The organism is Algorimicrobium bowmanii (assembly GCF_054031195.1).
Genome location: NZ_CM132929.1, coordinates 230339 through 249872, shown reverse-complemented (window position 1 = coordinate 249872; position 19534 = coordinate 230339). Strand labels below are relative to the sequence as shown.

Annotated in this window: 17 protein-coding genes; 10 read left to right on the top strand and 7 right to left on the bottom strand. The window is 34.8% G+C overall.

The window, feature by feature from the left end; translation table 11 throughout:
- The first annotated feature begins 81 nt into the window (after positions 1-81).
- The 7 genes from ACW5R3_RS01120 (at position 82) to ACW5R3_RS01090 (ending at position 8206) form a co-directional block, all read left to right on the top strand.
- Positions 82-1077 carry a beta-ketoacyl-ACP synthase III gene (locus ACW5R3_RS01120; RefSeq protein WP_456577784.1) on the top strand — a complete coding sequence of 332 codons (996 nt, stop codon included), beginning with the start codon at positions 82-84 and terminating at the stop codon, positions 1075-1077.
- A 38-nt stretch (positions 1078-1115) separates the two neighbouring features.
- Entirely contained in the window at positions 1116-1601 is a 486-nt protein-coding gene (accB, locus tag ACW5R3_RS01115) for an acetyl-CoA carboxylase biotin carboxyl carrier protein (protein WP_456577783.1), read from the top strand.
- Between the two features lie 142 nt (positions 1602-1743).
- Positions 1744-3096, top strand: a complete 1353-nt coding sequence (gene accC, locus ACW5R3_RS01110; RefSeq protein WP_456577782.1) for an acetyl-CoA carboxylase biotin carboxylase subunit — start codon at positions 1744-1746, stop codon at positions 3094-3096.
- Between the two features lie 80 nt (positions 3097-3176).
- On the top strand, positions 3177-5861 hold the full coding sequence (locus ACW5R3_RS01105; RefSeq protein ID WP_456577781.1) for a reprolysin-like metallopeptidase: 2685 nt from the start codon (positions 3177-3179) through the stop codon (positions 5859-5861).
- Positions 5862-5936: 75 nt separating this feature from the next.
- Positions 5937-7052 (top strand): NAD(P)/FAD-dependent oxidoreductase, encoded by a 1116-nt coding sequence (locus ACW5R3_RS01100; RefSeq protein ID WP_456577780.1) that lies wholly within the window; start codon positions 5937-5939, stop codon positions 7050-7052.
- A 1-nt stretch (position 7053) separates the two neighbouring features.
- Positions 7054-7758 carry a monofunctional biosynthetic peptidoglycan transglycosylase gene (mtgA, locus tag ACW5R3_RS01095; RefSeq protein ID WP_456577779.1) on the top strand — a complete coding sequence of 235 codons (705 nt, stop codon included), beginning with the start codon at positions 7054-7056 and terminating at the stop codon, positions 7756-7758.
- Entirely contained in the window at positions 7748-8206 is a 459-nt protein-coding gene (locus ACW5R3_RS01090; RefSeq protein ID WP_456577778.1) for a 3-oxoacyl-ACP synthase, read from the top strand. The genes mtgA and ACW5R3_RS01090 overlap by 11 nt, the downstream gene beginning before the upstream one ends.
- On the opposite strand, the gene ACW5R3_RS01085 is transcribed toward ACW5R3_RS01090, so the two are convergent.
- The 7 genes from ACW5R3_RS01085 to ACW5R3_RS01055 form a co-directional block, all read right to left on the bottom strand.
- Positions 8199-9110: an ABC transporter ATP-binding protein gene (locus ACW5R3_RS01085; RefSeq protein ID WP_456577777.1), complete on the bottom strand. Its 912-nt coding sequence runs from the start codon at positions 9108-9110 to the stop codon at positions 8199-8201. The two genes, ACW5R3_RS01090 and ACW5R3_RS01085, sit on opposite strands and share 8 nt — an antisense overlap.
- Positions 9111-9182: 72 nt before the next feature.
- Positions 9183-11240 carry an FG-GAP-like repeat-containing protein gene (locus ACW5R3_RS01080; protein ID WP_456577776.1) on the bottom strand — a complete coding sequence of 686 codons (2058 nt, stop codon included), beginning with the start codon at positions 11238-11240 and terminating at the stop codon, positions 9183-9185.
- An 87-nt stretch (positions 11241-11327) separates the two neighbouring features.
- Positions 11328-12692 (bottom strand): Ig-like domain-containing protein, encoded by a 1365-nt coding sequence (locus ACW5R3_RS01075; RefSeq protein ID WP_456577775.1) that lies wholly within the window; start codon positions 12690-12692, stop codon positions 11328-11330.
- Positions 12693-12784: 92 nt separating this feature from the next.
- Positions 12785-13774, bottom strand: a complete 990-nt coding sequence (locus ACW5R3_RS01070) for an aspartate-semialdehyde dehydrogenase (protein ID WP_456577774.1) — start codon at positions 13772-13774, stop codon at positions 12785-12787.
- 126 nt (positions 13775-13900) lie between these two features.
- Positions 13901-14305, bottom strand: coding sequence for a large-conductance mechanosensitive channel protein MscL (gene mscL / locus ACW5R3_RS01065; RefSeq protein ID WP_456577773.1), 405 nt, complete (start codon positions 14303-14305; stop codon positions 13901-13903).
- 77 nt (positions 14306-14382) lie between these two features.
- Entirely contained in the window at positions 14383-15489 is a 1107-nt protein-coding gene (alr, locus tag ACW5R3_RS01060; protein WP_456577772.1) for an alanine racemase, read from the bottom strand.
- On the bottom strand, positions 15473-16129 hold the full coding sequence (locus ACW5R3_RS01055) for a thymidine kinase (RefSeq protein ID WP_456577771.1): 657 nt from the start codon (positions 16127-16129) through the stop codon (positions 15473-15475). Before ACW5R3_RS01055 ends, alr begins: the two co-directional genes overlap by 17 nt.
- A 103-nt stretch (positions 16130-16232) precedes the next feature.
- Between ACW5R3_RS01055 and ACW5R3_RS01050 the strand changes: the two genes are divergently transcribed.
- The 3 genes from ACW5R3_RS01050 (at position 16233) to ACW5R3_RS01040 (ending at position 19530) form a co-directional block, all read left to right on the top strand.
- Positions 16233-16979 carry a hypothetical protein gene (locus tag ACW5R3_RS01050; protein ID WP_456577770.1) on the top strand — a complete coding sequence of 249 codons (747 nt, stop codon included), beginning with the start codon at positions 16233-16235 and terminating at the stop codon, positions 16977-16979.
- A gap of 94 nt (positions 16980-17073) precedes the next feature.
- A complete protein-coding gene (rsmI, locus tag ACW5R3_RS01045) occupies positions 17074-17742 on the top strand; it encodes a 16S rRNA (cytidine(1402)-2'-O)-methyltransferase (RefSeq protein WP_456577769.1) in 669 nt (222 codons plus the stop codon).
- A 75-nt stretch (positions 17743-17817) separates the two neighbouring features.
- Positions 17818-19530: a M28 family peptidase gene (locus tag ACW5R3_RS01040; RefSeq protein ID WP_456577768.1), complete on the top strand. Its 1713-nt coding sequence runs from the start codon at positions 17818-17820 to the stop codon at positions 19528-19530.
- Positions 19531-19534: the final 4 nt, after the last annotated feature.

Sequence of the window (19534 nt, the reverse complement as noted above, 5' to 3'; positions counted from 1 at the left end):
ACTCAAAAAAATGATGCTTTTTAATGAAATCACATTAAAAACGTCTCATTTTTACGGTTTTAGCGAAATAATTTATACGGTATGAGTAAAATCTCAGCAGCCATAACAGCTGTAGGTGCTTATGTGCCAGAGTATGTATTAACTAATCAAATCCTTGAAACGTTAGTTGATACAAATGATGAATGGATAACTACAAGAACAGGCATCAAAGAGCGCAGAATTTTAAAAGAAGAAGGCAAAGGCACTTCTTTTTTAGCAATTAATGCAGCTAAAGATTTGTTAAACAAAACAGGTCTTGATCCCAAAGAAATAGATTTAGTAATTGTTGCTACAGCAACACCAGATATGAAAGCAGCTTCAACAGCAGCTTTTACAGCTACAGAAATAGGTGCAGTAAATGCTTTCTCATATGATCTTGAGGCAGCATGTTCTAGTTTCCTCTTCGGAATGTCTACAGCCTCTAGCTATATTGAATCTGGTAGATATAAAAAAGTACTCCTTATAGGAGCCGATAAAAACTCATCTATGATTGATTATACCGATCGTGCGACGTGTATTATTTTTGGCGACGGTGCAGGAGCTGTATTGTTTGAACCTAATAATGAAGGTTTAGGCTTACAGGATGAATACCTAAGAAGTGATGGTGCAGGTCGTACCTATTTACAAGCAACTTACGGAGGATCTTCATACCCTTCCACACCCCAAGCTATAGAAGAAGGAAAGCATTTTGTATTTCAAGATGGGAAAACAGTATTTAAAAATGCCGTTTTTAATATGGCTGATGTTGTTGTTAAGGTGTTGGAAAGAAATAACTTAACTAAAAATGACGTATCTTGGTTAGCAGCACATCAAGCTAACAAACGTATCATTGATGCTACAGCTAGCAGAATTGATTTGGATGAAGATAAAGTCATGATGAATATACAGAAATATGGTAATACCACTTCGGCAACCTTACCATTATTATTAAACGATTATGAATCCCAACTTAAAAAAGGCGATAAGATCATTTTTGCAGCCTTTGGAGGTGGATTTACATGGGGCTCTATTTATCTAAAATGGGCTTATAACTCTTAAACTAACAATAATTTTTACAATAAAAATTCTAAATAATTATGGATTTAAAAGATATTCAAAACTTAATAAAGTTTGTAGCAAAGTCTGGTGCTAGTGAAGTAAAATTAGAAACCGATGATGTTAAAATTACAATTAGAACAGGTAGCGATGATAAAGCTGAAACAACAACATATGTACAGCAAATACCAGTTAATGCACCTGTAGCTCAGGCTCCAGTAGCGGCAGCGGCTCCAGTAGCAACAGCGCCAGCACCTGCAGCAGAAGCAGCTAACGAAGATTCGAAGTATATAACGATTAAGTCACCAATTATTGGTACACTTTATAGAAAACCAGCGCCAGACAAACCTGTATTTGTTGAGGTTGGACAAACTATTAAAGAAGGAGATGTACTTTGTATCATTGAAGCTATGAAATTATTTAATGAAATTGAATCAGAAGTTTCTGGTAAAATTGTTAAGGTATTAGTGGATGATTCATCACCAGTAGAGTTTGATCAACCACTATTTTTAGTAGATCCATCATAACCCATTAATCCCGTATAATCGGGGTCAATTCTCATTCCTAAAAACTAATGGATTTTTTAAAATCATTATTAGTCATACTATAGGGCTCTCTAATTAGGTAGCGTTATTCTTGTAGGGATGAAATTTTAAATACAAATAAGTTATGTTTAAAAAAATATTAGTTGCCAATCGTGGTGAAATAGCTTTACGAGTTATTAGAACCTGTAAAGAGATGGGCATTAAAACAGTGGCTGTTTACTCAACCGTAGATGCCGAAAGTCTTCATGTAAAGTTTGCCGATGAAGCCGTTTGTATTGGTCCAGCACCAAGTAGCGAATCTTACTTAAAAATGTCGAATGTCATTGCTGCAGCAGAAATTACTAATGCCGATGCCATTCACCCAGGATATGGTTTTTTATCTGAAAACGCTAAGTTTTCTAAAATTTGCGAAGAGCACGATATCAAATTTATTGGAGCTTCTGCTGAAATGATCAACCGTATGGGTGATAAAGCAAACGCAAAAGCAACCATGATTGAAGCTGGTGTGCCATGCGTACCAGGTAGTGAAGGTATTATAGAAAACTATGAAGAATGCGAAAAACTAGCTAAAGAAGTTGGTTATCCTGTTATGCTTAAAGCTTCTGCCGGTGGTGGAGGTAAAGGTATGCGTGCCGTTTGGAAAAAAGAAGACTTAAAAGATGCTTGGGAATCTGCAAGGCAAGAATCTAAAGCTGCTTTTGGAAACGATGATATGTATATGGAAAAGCTTATTGAAGAGCCTAGACATATTGAAATTCAAATTGTCGGAGATTCTACAGGAAAAGCATGTCACCTATCTGAGCGTGATTGTTCTGTTCAACGTCGTCACCAAAAATTAACAGAAGAAGTACCATCACCATTTATGACCGCTGCATTGCGTAAAAAAATGGGAGAAGCTGCTGTAAAAGCTGCTGAATATATTAAGTATGAAGGCGCTGGTACTGTAGAGTTTTTAGTAGATAAACACCGTAACTTCTACTTTATGGAAATGAATACACGTATTCAAGTAGAACACCCTATTACCGAACAAGTAATAGATTTCGACTTAATTCGTGAGCAGATATTAGTAGCTGCAGGTGTGCCAATTTCTGGTAAAAACTACACACCTAATTTACATTCTATAGAATGTCGTATAAATGCAGAAGACCCATATAACGATTTCAGACCTTCACCAGGTAGAATAACAACGCTTCATGCGCCAGGTGGTCATGGTGTTCGTTTAGATACTCATGTTTATGCCGGATATGTTATTCCGCCTAATTATGACTCTATGATAGCTAAATTAATCACAACCGCTCAAACTCGTGAGGAAGCGATTAATAAAATGAAACGTGCCCTTGATGAATTCGTTATTGAAGGTATAAAAACAACTATTCCATTCCACAGACAATTAATGGATCATCCAGATTATTTAGCCGGTAATTATACCACTAAATTTATGGAAGACTTTGTAATGGAGGAACCTCAGGAAGATTAAAAATGTTAAATAAATTATTTATTTAAGACTTTTATCAACAAATCCTTATTTTTGAACAAATTAATAGACATAATAATCACATGAAAAAACAATTACACAAAGTTTTACCTTTTGTAATGCTTTTATTTTGTGTTTCTGCATTTAGTCAGAATTCACATTTTACAAAAGTTACCAATGGAGGTAAGCTAAACAGCGTTTCTATTCATCAGACTTACGCTTTCGATTTAAATACGTTAATGACTGATCTTGCAACTGCGCAAGAACGTGGTGCAGCTAATGCTTCTACTTCAGGGAATTTAACAATGAAGTTTCCTAACCTTGATGGTGAGTTAGAAAGTTTTATAATTCAAGAAGCTTCAGTAATGGCTCCAGAATTACAAGCTCAGTACCCAAACATCAGATCTTATGTTGGATATGGAATTGATACTCCAGATGCATATTTACGTTTTAGTATCTCTCCTTATAAAGGTATGTCTGGTATAGTTCTTTCTGGAACTGAAGGAAAAACATACATCTTAGAGCCTAACACAGCAAATCTTTCAGAAGTAATTATTCGTAAGAAAAATAATCTTTCACAAAAGGATCAACACTTTGAGTGTACTACACCTGATACTTTAAGAGAAGAGATTGAGAATGCTGCAGACTTTAACCGTTCTGCTGATGGTACTTTACATACATTTGATTTAGCAATGTCTGTAACTGCTGAATATTCTGCATTTCACGGAGGTACATTACCACTTGTAAATGCTGCAATTGTAGCTACAATGACTAATGTAAATGCTATTTTTGAAACGGATTTTAATGTGAATATGGTATTAGTTGCTACTAATGATAATGTTATTTACTTAAACCCAGCTACAGATCCTTATAGTGGAACTTCAGATGCTGCTTACAATAGTACGCTGCAATCAACTCTTGATGCAAACATTGGTAGTCTTAATTACGATATAGGTCACTTAATGGCAGGTATTGGTAATAACGGTAACGCTGGATGTATTGGATGTGTTTGTGTTAGTGGATCAAAAGGTAGTGGTTATACAACAAGTACTGTACCTTCAGGAGAAAATTTTGATATTGACTATGTAGCTCACGAAATGGGTCACCAATTTGGAGCTAACCATACATTTACGTTTAGATCTGAGTCTACAATTGCACAAATGGAACCAGGTAGTGGTACAACTATTATGAGTTATGCTGGTATTACAGGAGCTACAGATGTTCAATCTAATGCAGATCCATATTTCCATGCTGTTTCTATTCAGCAAGTAACAACACACGTTTCAACTCGTAATTGTGATATTGAAACTGAAACGGGTAACAGTGTGCCTGTAGCCGATGCTGGTTTAGATATGACTATTCCAAAAGGAACACCTTATAGATTAACAGGATCAGCTACTGATCCAGATGCTTCAGATGCATTAACATATTGCTGGGAACAGTTTGATACGAATAATGCAGCTAATGCTTATCCAGATCCAACTTCTACAAATAGCAATGAGCCATTAGTAAGATCATACTTGCCAACAACTAACCCTGTTAGAACGGTGCCTCCTATGGCTGATTTACTTGCAGATGGTTTAAATGCTAACCCATGGGAACAAGTTCCTACTGTTGGAAGATCTGCAGATTTCAGATTAACAGTTAGAGATAACAAACCAGGTGGTGCGGCTAATGATTTTGATAACATGCGTGTTGTTTGGTCTAGTAATGCAGGTCCATTTGTAGTAACTTCTCAGAATACTGATCAACTTGTTTGGTCGCCAGGTGATACTGAAACAATTACTTGGGATGTTGCAGGAACAGATTCTAACGGAATTAATGCTGCAACAGTTAATATTCTTTTATCAACATCTTTAACACCTGATGCTAACTTTACTACTGTATTAGCTTCAAATGTACCAAATAACGGTTCTTACCAAGTTGTTGTACCTTCAGTTAATTCTGCTTACTCTAGAATTATGGTTGAAGCTTCAAATGGTACGTTCTTTAACATTAACGATAACTATTTCGCTATTGGTAACTATGTTTATGTTCCAGGTGGCGAGTCATGTCAAGACTATGCATTTAATGCAGGTATTCAACTTGAAGAAAATGCAACATCATTTAATGGTTATACATTAGATATTGATGATTCTGCAACAATTTCTTCTATTACAGTTAGTGTAGATGCAACTACAAATAATACAGATCAAATATATACAGCTATTAGAGGTCCTTGGGAAACTGATGGATTTCATCGTTTAGCTTATGGTCCATGTGCTGGTTCTTCAGGTTATGTGTTTACTTTTGATGATGACGGTACTGCTGTTGATTGTGGAAACACAAACGGTAATGACAATGTTACACCAGTAGACCCATTAAGTTTTGCTGCTGGTGAAAACTCACAAGGTGGATGGATTTTCTATATTGGTGATGTTGTTGTTGATGGTAACTTAGCAACTTGGAATAGTACAACTATTACTGTATGTACTGCAGGTGGCTTTGTACCACAATTAAGTGTTCCTGAATTTGGTTTAGAATCTACTTTTAGCGTTTATCCAAACCCTAACAACGGTGAATTTTCAGTTAAGTTTACTCCTGATTCTAATGAACCTATCTCAGTTGAGGTATTTGATATTAGAGGAAGAAAAGTATATAACAATGCTTACACAAACACAGGCGACTTTAATGAATCTATTTCATTAAACAACGCTGAGTCTGGTATGTATATTTTAACAGTTTCTCAAGGAGCTAAGAAAGTTTCTAAGAAAGTAATTGTTAACTAATAATATTAGTTTTTATATCAAAAAGGCTCCTTTTAAGGGGCCTTTTTTTGTTATATTAGGTTTCATTAAAAGCAAATGAATTTATCATATTGGGAAATAAAATCTTGGTTAAGTAATATAGACTACACTATTGTTGGTAGTGGTATAGTTGGATTAAACTGTGCCTTACAATTAAAACAACAGTTCCCTAAGGCTTCTATATTAATTTTAGAGCGCGGTAGGTTACCGCAAGGCGCTAGTACTAAAAATGCAGGATTTGCATGTTTTGGGAGTATGAGTGAAATTTTAGATGACTTACAGTCTCATACAGAGGAAGAGGTCTTACAGCTTATTCATAAACGGATTGATGGTTTAAATTTATTAAGACAAAACCTCTCTGACCAATCCATAGATTATCAGCAATTAGGGGGCTATGAGCTTTTTAATAAGCACGATACTCAACTCTATGAAAGCTGCTTAAGTCAACAAGAAACTATTAATGAGTTCCTTTGGCCCAATTTTATAGCCCCAATATTTCAAGTTAAATCTGCTCCTTTTGGATTTGAGAATATCCAAAAACAAGTGTTTTTTAATCCTTTTGAAGCGCAATTAGATACGGGTAAAATGATGGAGGCATTATTGTTTAAAGCTCATCAAGCAGGTATTAAAATTTTAAATAACGTAGAAGTTCATGGATATTCTGAACTTCATACGGGTGTCTCACTGCAAACGTCTGTTTGCTCGTTTAAAACAAACAAATTATTTATTGCTACTAATGGATTTTCTTCACAATTAATTGATGAGCCTGTTAAACCTGCTCGTGCACAAGTATTAATTACCAAACCTATTGAAAATCTAAAAATAGCAGGTACTTTCCATATTGATAGAGGTTATTCTTATTTTCGGAATATCCATAATAGAATATTATTAGGAGGTGGTAGAAATATTGATTTTAAAGGAGAGCAAACTACCGATGTGGCGTACACGAAATCCATTCAAAATCATTTAGAAAACTTATTAGAAAAGACCATCTTGCCTCACACAAATTTTGAGATTGAAAGCCGTTGGACAGGAATAATGGGTGTGGGATCACAAAAAAAAGCTATTGTTAAACAACTTTCTAATAATGTGTTTTGTGGTGTTCGCCTTGGCGGAATGGGTGTGGCAATAGGAAGTATTATTGGTAAAGAACTCGCTCAATTACTAGATTAGTATGTTTAATAAGCTCTTTAAATTTATTTTTAAAACCATTCTTTGGTTTGTTTTTATTTCAATTCTCTGGGTCTTTTCCTATAAATGGTTGCCAGTTCCTGTAACCTCACTAATGCTAATCAGGAGTGCCGAAAATACCGAAAACAAATTATCTTTTACATGGAAACACGATTGGGTGGCGTTAAAAGATATTAGCAAAAATTTACAATTAGCTGTAATTTGTAGTGAAGATCAGAATTTTTTAAAGCATCATGGTTTTGATTTTAAAGCTATAGAAAAAGCATTTGAGAGTAATAAAACTGGTAAGCGTATTAAAGGAGGTAGTACCATTAGCCAGCAAACAGCTAAAAATGTGTTTTTATGGCCGCAACGCAGTTGGTTTCGAAAAGGTTTGGAGGTGTATTTTACATTTCTAATAGAAATATTATGGACTAAAGAGCGGATCATGGAAGTGTATTTAAATAGTATTGAAATGGGACCCGGTATATACGGCGCTGAATCCGCATCTAAATATTGGTTTAAAAAGTCTGCAGCAGATTTAACCCCTAGCCAAGCTGCTGCTATAGCTGCTATTTTGCCAAACCCTTTAAATTATAAAGCTACGCCAGCAACGGCTTATATTGCAAGACGAAAACAATGGATTGTTAAACAAATGCGTTATTTTGGAGTTTTAAATTATAAGTCTTCTAGTGAACATGAAAAATAGAAAGATTAAGGACGCTTTGAAAGCTATGTGTACGCAAGCTTTAGATTTAAGGTTATCGACTGTTAGAAGTCAGGTTTTAGAGATACAGCAAGCTTTAACATCTGAAACTAAAAGTAGCGCTGGAGATAAGCATGAAACAGGTCGCGCTATGATGCAATTAGAACGTGAGAAATTAGGTAAGCAACTTTCTGAAATTGAGAAACAACAAGAGGTTTTATCAAAAGTTCCTCTAAAAATTAATCCAGAATTAATAGGTTTGGGAACTATCGTGATTACTAATAGTGCTAATTATTTTATAGCCGTAAGTGTGGGTGAGTTAACTTTTGAAAATGTTGCCTATTATGCTATTTCACCTCAAACTCCTATAGGGAAGCTATTATTAGGTAAAAGTGCAAATGAGACGTTTAGTTTTAATGGTCGTACTTTTGAAATTCAAACAATTACTTAGAAACTTCTAAAAAAACAATATCATTTGCTTGTAGCTCTTTATCGTGTTCAAATAGAATAGTTTCGGAATTATAATTAGCTTCTATTAGGTAATAATGTCCTTTAAAATAGCTTTTTATGACACTTACTTTTAAGTCCGATTTTTCAACTAATTTTAATTGATGTGCATATACAAACTCATTGTTTATTGTGTTGAATTCATTAAAAAATGCAGCTATAAGTTTACTGTTTGGGTTTTTATAAAGGGCATTTGGTGTTCCTTGATCTGCAATAGTCTGATTGTTTAAAACAATAATATTATTAGCAAAACCTAAAACATCCTCTTTATCATGAGTAGCTACAACACAAGCAATGTTTTTAGCTTTTAAGTAATTAAAAACACGTCGTCTTAATGCTTGCTTTTGGTGGTTATCTATATGGCTAAAAGGTTCGTCTAATAAAATTATTTCAGGTGTTTGGGCTAAGGCTCTAGCTAGTGCAACACGTTGTTTTTGACCACCACTCAATAGTTTAACTTTTATATCAGCATAAGATGTCAGTTCAACAACTTCCAAAAGTTCTGAAATACGTGCTTTTTTTTCTTTGGGATAAAAATTAGATAAATGTTTCCCTATATTTTCAGCAACTGTTATGAATGGCATAAGATCAAATTCTTGTGACACGTATTTCATAAAGTCGTAACCAATAACTAGGTTGTATTTGGGGCCTAGTATTTCTTGATTATCCCAGAAAATTTGCCCATTATCTAAATCGTATTCGCCATATAAAAGTTTTAATAAGGTGCTTTTTCCTGAACCGCTTTCGCCTATTATTGCTGTGTGTTCTCCGGGTTTTACACAAAAATTTATAGCCTGTAATGTTGGAGGTTCTGAATAGGCAAAATGAAGATTTTCTACTTTTAGCATACTACAAAAATACTGTAAAAAAAATTCGCCATCTAATTGAATAGAGGCGAATTTAATGCTTTTAAAAGCTGTTTATTCTTTTATAAATTTTTGATTTACAATGCGGCCTTCTGTTTCAAGTCTAAGAATGTAAAAACCACTTGGTAAGTCAGACACGTCTATAGCGTTTGAGATTAATCGAGTATTTAATAGTTTTTTTCCATTTATATCAAAAACAGTAGCTATTCGTCCATTTAAATTGGTAGGCGATGCTATATTTAATGTGTTTTTAGCTGGGTTTGGATATATACTGAAGTTCGTTACACTCGTGTCGTCAACTGCTAAATATTCCCCTTCCGTAATGCATAGTTTCTGATTTATACTAGGGTTAGGAATATTGTCTATAATACCCGATGGCCAATAAATAATTATATTATCTATTTGTGTTTCTTCACCTAATCCAAAGTGTGTATTTAAACTACTCATATATCGGAAGCCTTCACCACTTCTAACATCACGAATTTGTACACCAGAAGGTGTGTGTATTTCTATACGAGCACCTATTCCGTCAATGTTGCTATAGCCTTCGGAGCCTGTTGTGCAGATGCTTAACCAATTATTGGAATTCCCATCATTCATGTAAATCACTCCATCGCTAAATGCGTCTATAAATCCATCGTTATTTAAATCTCCAAAAGCACCATTATTGCTAGCTAAGACGTTTTCAACAACATTAAAAGTTAAATCGCCGTTTCCAAATAAAACATGACCATTGGATATGATATCTAGATTTCCATCGTTATCCAAATCGTAAGCTGCATTTTCAATTCCTGTATAGGTTAAATTATTTACCCCTGATGTGCTACTTATGTCAACAAACGAAACGGTTGTATCTCCGTTAATATCCAGTGTTAAATCATTACGCATCATTTTATGGGAGCCTGAACTTGCGCCTACAAATACATCCATATCGCCATCATTATCATAGTCTCCCCAAGCAGAAGACCACGTTTGCATTGGGTCTGCTAAATTTAATGATGCAGCAATTTCATTGTAATCACCATTGCCATTATTTCTATGCATTTGGTTTGTGCGTCTTGCTTCTTCACCACCACATTTAGCAATAAACATATCAATGTTTCTATCGTTATCATAGTCAATCCAAACAGAGCCATAATTACCACCAGAACTATACAATCCTAATCCAGAAGGAACGCCAGTACTACTATTTCCTTGATGAAATGTTAGGTTTCCTAGTCCGTCATTTATATAGTATACATTTGGAGCGGTATCATGGCACATAAAAGCATCAAGATGTCCATCATTGTTAATATCAACAAAATTAGAGCGCTGTGAAAATACATCTTCGCCAGTTGATACTTCAGTATAGGTACGGTCCTCGTTAGACCTCATAAAGGTAACGCCATTTACACTGCCGTAAATCAAATCGGTAATACCATCGGCATTATAATCGGCAGCAGCTAAACTCCACGTAGGCATATTATCTGCGTATGAAGTGCTAATATTTCGTTCTACAAAACCTCCGGAGCTTTGTTGTTCTAAAACATGAATATTAGTGTTTGAAATTGAAACAATGTCGTCTAAGTTGTCACCATCCATATCAATAACAGCCCTGTTAGTACCAGTTGTAGTTATATTTTGAGGGGTAAAAGCAATTGGCGGTGGTGGCGGTGGATCATTTTCTATTATTTGAAAATCGAAACCACTAGAATCCCAACGGTTGTCAAATACAATATAGTATGTTTCTCCTGCTGTTACATTTACGGATGCTAAGGATAAATATAAGGTACCACTATCATCGTCTCCGGCTTCACAAACTAAAGCATCACAGGTGCCGCTATAGATGTTTACACGTGTGTCTACTCCATCGTTTTGAATTAAATCTGTTGTAACCGTTAGCTCTATATCTGAGGAGGGCGTGTATCTAAACCACTCTCCAGAACTAGCTATTGTTGTATTGAATCCACAAACAGGATTTGGGGCTTGGCTACCATCTACGTTTGCTACTTGATAAATACCTTCTTGAGAGATAGGTGTTGCTGAATCAGCTTCTGAACAGGTGTTAGAGCTTGTTTGAGCATACGAAATAGCATATGAAAAACAGATAAGTAAAAATAATTTTGTTTTCATACTCTTAGTTTTTTGATTGTTAGTTGGTTATTGGAGGTTACTAATATAGTTAAAATTATTAAATAATTGATTTACAGTTATTTGTGGTTATTCGCAACGGTCAGTTAAGCTATTTATCCATTGGTATATTAATGATACGCCTTCAACATGTTGTAGCGTGCGGCCTAAAATTGGCATACGGTATTGTTCCTCTATAGAGCTTATTCTAAAAAATGCGACGGATGCTTCTGGGTTACTTGGGTATATAATTAAAGGGTAATCGTTGCCAACATTGGTGTCTGGAGAGACACAAATTCCTAAATTTTCAGATATTGCTGTTTCGTGAAAAGCAAAACGCATGGGTCTATATTCACAGTAACTTTCTTCGGAATGGCAATGAGCACAATTAATATCTAAATAGGAACGGGCACGAAGCTCTAATGTTTCAGTTTCATTCTCCCAGTTTACAGTCGTTTCAATATTTTGTGGGTAATTTGAATCTAGATAGCCCATTTCTACCCATTTTTCTAATTGATTTTTTTCTCCTTCTGGGTAATTATAGAGCTTATTAATATTTTGAGGTTTAGGTCCTATGGGAACAGGTGTTCCGAACTTGTTGTGACAGGTAAAACAATCTGCTCTTGGAGGAACGCGGTAGTTTACATTTTTCGCGGTTCCAGCCTCGTTCCAATCTATATTTACAAAACTCCCTTGACTTGTATAGGCTGCTTCTGTTTGATTGTCATTCCAGATGTAGTTAGCAAACTCCCATCCTGTTTCAGTAAGATACATTAAACGTGTTTCTATAATTTGCGTTTGATTGCCGGGGAGTACATGCTCATAATAGAAATTTTTAATTAAAAAGGTTCCTACGGGAAAGTTAAAAGGTGTGTAGTCTGAATTATAGGTTGCTTTACTTCCATTAGGCATCCAAATAAATCGTTTTTTATGGGCGTAATCACTAAATAGCGTTGAATTTAAATCGTAAGGTATTACGCCGGAAACTGGAGTAAGATTTTTTAAATCACCATCAAAAAAATTATAATCTGATAGGTTTGGATAGGGAAGTGCTTCAGGATTGTATACTACTGTAGAGACAGGTAGGACTGTAACAGTTACAGTTTCTGTTTTACACATGCCATTGGTAGCGCATATACTATATGTAAACGTGTCGGTTCCAATATACGTTCCATTAGGGGTGTAGGTTATTGTATCGTCGGAAGGATTATTAGGTGTTGCATTATCTAATATGCTTATCTGTGCATAATTAGAATTGCTAACGGATAAGGTTCCTGATTTAGGGATATTAGTATCGTTAGCAAGTATGTTTATTTCAATAAAACTGTCCTGATAAACTTGCGTATTATCAGGCTCAGTTTTAATTGTTAATGCTATATAGCTAGCAGCATCGTCCGATGAGCAGCTAAAAATGTATAATATTGATAAGAATAAACAGAGGTATTTTTGTTTCATAATCGCCAATAATGGTCGATTACTAAATTATAAAAATAATTACCAATTCTTCATTTGTTAATCAATAAATTATAAATTTTGTTATAATAAATTTAAACTAAATTATTATTCACTAAATATTCTGCAATTTGAACGGTGTTTGTTGCAGCTCCTTTTCTTAAATTGTCTGCTACAATCCACATGTTTATCGTGTTTTCTTGAGATTCATCTCTTCTAATACGTCCCACAAAAACAGCGTCTTTATTGTGTGCATAGATTGGCATTGGGTACATATTGACATCTGTATTGTCTTGTAGGGTTACGCCATCGGTGTCTTTTAATATTTGACGGACATCCGTTAAGTTATAATCGTTTTCAAACTGAATATTAACCGACTCACTATGACCACCAGATGTTGGGATACGAACAGCAGTAGCTGTTACGGCAATTGAGGGATCGTTAAGTATTTTTTGTGTTTCCCTAACTAGTTTCATTTCCTCTTTTGTGTATCCATTTTCTTCAAATACATCACAGTGCGGTAAAGCATTTTGGTGAATAGGGTAAGGGTAAGCCATTTCACCTTTTATACCAGCTAATTCATTTTCAAGTTGTCTTACAGCTTTTATTCCAGTACCCGAAATAGATTGGTATGTGGAAACAACAATACGCTTAATACCATACTTCTTATAAAGTGGAGCTAAAACCATTACCATTTGTATGGTTGAGCAGTTTGGGTTTGCTATAATTTTATCTGCTTTTGTTAGTGTGTGTGCGTTAATTTCTGGGACAATTAATTTTTTGTCAGCATCCATTCGCCAAGCAGAAGAGTTGTCAATAACGGTCGTACCTACCGCTGCAAATTTTGGTGCCCATTCTGTTGATGTTTCACCACCAGCAGAAAATAAAGCTATCTCAGGTTTTAAAGAAACGGCTGTTTCTAGGTTAACTACAGTATAGTTTTTTCCCTTAAATGAAACTTGTTTACCTACCGATTTTTCGGAGGCTACAGGTATTAATTCCGTTACAGGAAATTGACGTTCTTCTAAAACTTTTAACATGACTTCGCCAACCATTCCGGTGGCGCCTACTAGTGCTACTTTCATTATTACTTATTTTGACTGCAAAACTAACTAATTATTCAGTTTCTTGTTTTAAATAAATAAAAAAAAACCACTTCTGTTACAAAGTGGTTTAGGGTTAAATTTAGCGTGTAGCGGTTACTTATCTGCTTATTGTTTTTTTAGTAAATCACGAATTTCTTGAAGTAAATCGTTATCAGAAGGACCACTAGGCGCAACTGGTACTGGTTCTTCTTTTTTCTTCATGCTCGTGATACCTTTGATTACCATAAACATAACGAAAGCAACAATAATAAAGTCTATTACATTAGTTAGAAATTCACCATATAGTACGGCTACTTCTCCAACTCGTTCTCCTGCATCATTTAAGGTTCCTTCGTTTACCACGTATTTTAAGTCTTTAAAGTCTGTGTTGAAAATAAGTCCAATTAATGGCGATACAATACCTCCTGTAAATGAAGATACAACTTTGTTAAAAGCAGCACCCATTACAAAAGCAACGGCAATGTCTACTAAATTGCCTTTCATGGCAAAATCTTTGAATTCTTTAAGCATAATTATTAGAGTTTGTTATTGATTAATAGGTTTAAATTTAGATAAAAAGTTATTTTAATACTAATTAATTTTTAAAGTTATTTGATTATCACACGTTTTATACGTTGTGAAATGGAGGTTAAAATTTCATAGGATATACTATTAATACTTTCTGCAAATTGGTTTGCCGTAGTTTCTTTTCCAAAAACAACTACAGGATCTCCTTCTTTACAAGCAATATCTGTAATATCCACCATAATCATATCCATACAAACATTCCCTACAATAGGAGCTTGCTTATCTTGAATGGTTATGAATCCATTACTATTACCATACTGTCGTCCTATACCATCGGCATGACCTATTGGTATTGTAGCAATTCTTGTTTGTTTATCAGCTATGTAGCCCCGGTTGTAACCAACACTCTCGCCTTTTTCTATAGTATGAATTTGTGAAATAATAGAGCGTAAGGTAGCAATTGGTGTAAAATGTTTGTCTTCAATATCTGAGTTTCCAAAGCCATAAAGTCCAATGCCAGTGCGAACCATATCAAAATGAGCTTCTGGATAGTTTAATATACCAGATGTATTGCATATATGGCGCATAGGTTGGTAACCAATAGCGGTTTCAAAAGTATTAGATAGGTTTGTGAAACGCGATATTTGTTGATGTGTAAAATCGGATTCATTCAAATCTTCACTAGCAGCTAAATGAGAAAAAACAGATTTTACTTGAATGCTTTTAGTATTTGTTAATTTATTAGCGATATCGGTAATATCCGTAGTTTCAAATCCCAATCGGTTAAGTCCCGTATTAAACTTTACATGAACCGGATAATTTGTTTGGTTTTCTGTTTCGGCAACTTGAATAAATTTATTTAAAACATAGTGACTATATAAGCTGGGTTCTAAACAGCGTTCAATAAGTGTTTTAAAATTTACCGATTGTGGGTGTAAAACTAAAATAGGTTTTTTAACACCTGCATCGCGTAAAGCAACACCTTCGTTGGTGTAAGCTACGGCAAAATAATCGATATCTAAAGCTTCTAAATATTGCGCAATTTCAGATGCATGACTACCATAAGCATAAGCTTTTACAACAGCTAGAATCTTGGTTTTTGGTGTAACACGCGTTTTTAGGTATTGGAAGTTATTCTTTAGGGCATTTAAGTCTATTTCAAGAACGGTTTCATGCACTTTTTCCATTGCTATCTTCCTTATTATTTGAAATTTCTTCAGATTCAGATACTTGAATATTTCGAACCTTATCGCGTTGCATAGATTTGTAGTAAGCGGCACGACTTAATGGTTCGTATTCCTCAACTTCTCCTAGTAAAACTAAGTCGTCACTTTTAGATTTCCGATAGCTATATTGAGCTAAATTTCCTGTTTTAGTACAAATAGCATGAACCTTAGTAACATACTCGGCAGTAGCCATTAAATTAGGCATAGGACCAAAGGGGTTTCCTTTAAAATCCATATCCAATCCTGCTACAATAACACGGATGCCTTTATTGGCTAAATCGTTACAAACACGTACAATTTCATCATCAAAAAACTGTGCTTCATCAATACCTACAACATCGCAGTTGTCTGCTAAAATAGGTATGTTTGCTGCTGCAGGAACCGGTGTAGAGCGAATTTCATTTGAGTCGTGAGATACAACCATATCTTCATCATACCTAATATCTACAGTAGGTTTAAAGATTTCTACTTTTTGTTTTGCAAATTGAGCACGCTTTAACCTGCGAATAAGTTCTTCTGTTTTACCAGAGAACATTGATCCACAAATAACTTCTATCCAGCCAAATTGTTCTTTATGATTTACTGTATTTTCGAGAAACATTTTGTAATTTTAACACTAAAACAAACGGCATGTTCGTTTTATATAAAGGTGGTGTAAATTTATTAAAAATCAAAAGCATAAAAAGGTTTAAAGGTAAAAAGTTATGAAGAAGAAGTTAGAATCTGAATTAATGAGTATTGCACATAGGATACTTAAGTTAAATGGTAAAGACGATTTAAATAAAATGCATCAGGAGGTTGCTGCACTTTATGAGAAATTGACAGTTTTAAAGTTTGCTAAGGAAAATTTTGAAAACGACATTCCAACAATAGGTAACGATTCTTCATTCTTTGATATGCTAGATGTGGCTTTTAATAACCGTGTAAGTGATAACATTGAATTTGAAGATAAAACCTATATTAATCTTGATGATTCTGAACACGAAGAGATTATGGAACCTGCTATTGAAAAAATAAAAGATATGGTGGCGCATATGCCACATGAAGATGATAGCTTTGAGGTTGATAGCATTGATGCGCTATTTGAAATACCAACACCAAAACCTCAGGTTCATAAAACAGATTTAAATGCTATTACAGCAGGTTTTGATACAGAACCTATTTTTGATCCCGTTAAAAAAGAAGATTCTGAAACTAAAAAATCTCTAAATGATAAATTGAAAAAAGGCGTTGTTATTGGACTAAATGATAAAATAGCCTTTATAAAACATCTTTTTGATGGCGAGGCAGATGATTACAACCGTGTACTATCACAATTAAACACACTAAACTCCTTAGAAGAGGTTCGTAATTTGATACTTAATATTGTTAAGCCTGACTATAATAATTGGGAAGGGAAATCAGATTATGAAGAACGCTTTATGAATCTTGTTGAAAGTAAATTCGATTAATTTTCAAGCACACCATGAATATGGCTTTTAATCTATTATTTGTAGACTCAAATGCCCTAAAGATTGTAAATTTGATTAGAAATTAAAGCCGTTTATGAAACTTTATATAGTACCAACACCTATTGGTAACCTCCAAGATATGACTTTCAGAGCTATTGATGTTTTAAAATCAGTAGATTTGATTTTAGCCGAAGACACACGTACATCTGGAAAGTTACTTAAGCATTTTGAAATAACCACACCTTCGCAATCTCACCACATGCATAATGAGCATAAAACAGTTGAAGGTTTAATTAATAAATTAAAAAGTGGGGTAACCATGGCTATAATTAGTGATGCTGGTACTCCTGCTATTTCCGACCCAGGATTTCTGTTAACAAGGGCCTGCGTTGAAAATAATATTGAAGTCGACTGTTTGCCAGGAGCTACAGCTTTTGTACCTGCTTTAGTAAATAGTGGATTACCAAACGATAAGTTTGTTTTTGAAGGGTTCTTGCCGGTTAAAAAAGGACGTCAAACACGTTTGTTGCTCCTAGCTGAAGAAACACGAACCATAATTTTTTACGAAAGTCCACACAAACTTATAAAAACACTTACCCATTTTTGTGAATATTTTGGGGAAGATAGACCTGTTTCTGTATCCCGAGAATTAACAAAATTATACGAGGAAACCGTTCGAGGAACAGCTAAAGAGGTGCTGGCGCATTATACTAATAAGCCACCAAAAGGTGAAATAGTTATAGTCGTAGGAGGTAATAAGTAAGTGTCGGAATTATTTTATTAAAGCTTCCGTTTTAAATTATATAAATGCGTTTACAACCAGTTATACTAACATATTATGATTAGAAAAACCCTTTTTATTTCGATGTTTAGCCTTGTGATGTCGGTTTTTTCTCAAACACAACCCGATAAAAATTTAGAATCGAATTCCGAAAAGCTAATTATAAACGGCTTTACAGGAGATTTGGCCTATGAAACCACAGCTTTTGTTGAAAAATATTGGCGTGTTGTTGGAAATACAGGTTTTAACGAAAGTATCTTTTTTATTGCTAAAAAATTAGAAGCGGCAGGGTATGTGTTAGAGGAAAAAGCAAAGCCAGAAACCCGACTTACTTACCGTATTGAAAAGCGAGAGCTTAAAAACCCTACTTGGGAAATTGTAGATGCTGAGGTTCGCATTAATGGAGAAAGCAAGCCGCTATTAGCTCAAGAAACCAATAGGAATATGGTGGCATTAAACTCTTATAGCACACCAAAGGAAGGTGTAACTGCTGAGGTGGTGTGCGTTAAAGATATTCGTAAATTAAAAAACATGAATGTTAAGGGTAAAATTGTTTTTGCCGAAACAAACCCTGCACGTATATTTAGTATGGCTGTTCGTCAAGGTGCTAAAGGGATTGTTACATATGATAATCCATCGTATTTACAACCTGAAAAAAATACAACATCCATTCAATTTCGATCTATTCCATTTAGTTTGAAGACAAAGTCATGGGCTGTTGCCTTATCTTATGAAGCAAAGCAACGATTAATAAGCGCTCTAGAAAATGGAAAAGTGATATTAAACGTTAACATAGCAACTAAAATTTACGAGTCCGAAGAGCTCACTATTGTTGCAGATATTAAAGGTAGTAAATTACCAAAAGAACGCTTGGTTTTTAGTGCTCATGTACAAGAGCCTGGTGCTAACGATAATGCTACGGGTGTTGGTGTTGCTCTAGAAATGGCTAGCCTTTCGGCCAAGTTGTTACAAGATAAAGTTTGGAATCCAACACGTACGTTAACCTTTTTATGGGGTGATGAAATTGTGTCAACAGGGCGTTATGTTCAGGAAGATAAAACACGTGCTCAAGATATTAAATGGGGTATAAGTTTAGATATGGTTGGCGAAAATACAGCCGTTACCGGTGGCTCTTTTTTAATTGAGAAAATGCCCGATCCTAGTGCTATTTGGACACGTGGAAATGATAAACACTCCGAATGGGGCGGGAGTAAAATGAGTTTAGATCAAATGAAACCACATTATTTAAATGATTTTGTAATTCGTCAATTTCAAGCCCAAGGAAAGCGTGCTAATTGGGAAGTAAACACCAATCCGTTTGAAGGAGGAAGTGATCATGTGCCCTTTTTACGAGGTGATATTCCAAGTGTATTGTTTTGGCATTTTACAGATCAATTTTATCATACAGATAATGATCGACTTGATAAAGTATCTCAAGAAACCTTAAAAAATGTAGGAACCGCTTCTTTGCTGTCTGCTTATGTTCTGATTAATGCGAATGAAACTACCGCTATAAATATGGTTTCTACAATAGAAGACGCTGCTATTGAAAGGTTAACAGAAGAATTAAAACAAGGAAAAAAAGCCATTGAAAAAGGAGGTAAAAGGAGTGAACAAGTTAACATTATTAAAGCTTGGGAGGATTGGTATGTGAAAGCTATAGCTTCTACGAATGATATGGCTCCCCAGGCTAAATATTTACAAGAAGCTATTGTAAAAGCACAGGCTTCGGTTTCCTCAGCTGCAGAAAAAGCTATTTCAAATTTATAAAATA

What these genes read in the sequence shown, in the direction of transcription:
- ACW5R3_RS01080 (WP_456577776.1), bottom strand. Translation starts at nt 11,240, where the DNA reads ATGAAAACAAAATTATTTTTACTTATCTGTTTTTCATATGCTATTTCG.
- accB (WP_456577783.1), top strand. Translation starts at nt 1,116, where the DNA reads ATGGATTTAAAAGATATTCAAAACTTAATAAAGTTTGTAGCAAAGTCT.
- ACW5R3_RS01090 (WP_456577778.1), top strand. Translation starts at nt 7,748, where the DNA reads ATGAAAAATAGAAAGATTAAGGACGCTTTGAAAGCTATGTGTACGCAA.
- ACW5R3_RS01100 (WP_456577780.1), top strand. Translation starts at nt 5,937, where the DNA reads ATGAATTTATCATATTGGGAAATAAAATCTTGGTTAAGTAATATAGAC.
- ACW5R3_RS01085 (WP_456577777.1), bottom strand. Translation starts at nt 9,110, where the DNA reads ATGCTAAAAGTAGAAAATCTTCATTTTGCCTATTCAGAACCTCCAACA.
- ACW5R3_RS01070 (WP_456577774.1), bottom strand. Translation starts at nt 13,774, where the DNA reads ATGAAAGTAGCACTAGTAGGCGCCACCGGAATGGTTGGCGAAGTCATG.
- accC (WP_456577782.1), top strand. Translation starts at nt 1,744, where the DNA reads ATGTTTAAAAAAATATTAGTTGCCAATCGTGGTGAAATAGCTTTACGA.
- ACW5R3_RS01050 (WP_456577770.1), top strand. Translation starts at nt 16,233, where the DNA reads ATGAAGAAGAAGTTAGAATCTGAATTAATGAGTATTGCACATAGGATA.
- mscL (WP_456577773.1), bottom strand. Translation starts at nt 14,305, where the DNA reads ATGCTTAAAGAATTCAAAGATTTTGCCATGAAAGGCAATTTAGTAGAC.
- ACW5R3_RS01055 (WP_456577771.1), bottom strand. Translation starts at nt 16,129, where the DNA reads ATGTTTCTCGAAAATACAGTAAATCATAAAGAACAATTTGGCTGGATA.
- mtgA (WP_456577779.1), top strand. Translation starts at nt 7,054, where the DNA reads ATGTTTAATAAGCTCTTTAAATTTATTTTTAAAACCATTCTTTGGTTT.
- ACW5R3_RS01040 (WP_456577768.1), top strand. Translation starts at nt 17,818, where the DNA reads ATGATTAGAAAAACCCTTTTTATTTCGATGTTTAGCCTTGTGATGTCG.
- alr (WP_456577772.1), bottom strand. Translation starts at nt 15,489, where the DNA reads ATGGAAAAAGTGCATGAAACCGTTCTTGAAATAGACTTAAATGCCCTA.
- rsmI (WP_456577769.1), top strand. Translation starts at nt 17,074, where the DNA reads ATGAAACTTTATATAGTACCAACACCTATTGGTAACCTCCAAGATATG.
- ACW5R3_RS01075 (WP_456577775.1), bottom strand. Translation starts at nt 12,692, where the DNA reads ATGAAACAAAAATACCTCTGTTTATTCTTATCAATATTATACATTTTT.
- ACW5R3_RS01105 (WP_456577781.1), top strand. Translation starts at nt 3,177, where the DNA reads ATGAAAAAACAATTACACAAAGTTTTACCTTTTGTAATGCTTTTATTT.
- ACW5R3_RS01120 (WP_456577784.1), top strand. Translation starts at nt 82, where the DNA reads ATGAGTAAAATCTCAGCAGCCATAACAGCTGTAGGTGCTTATGTGCCA.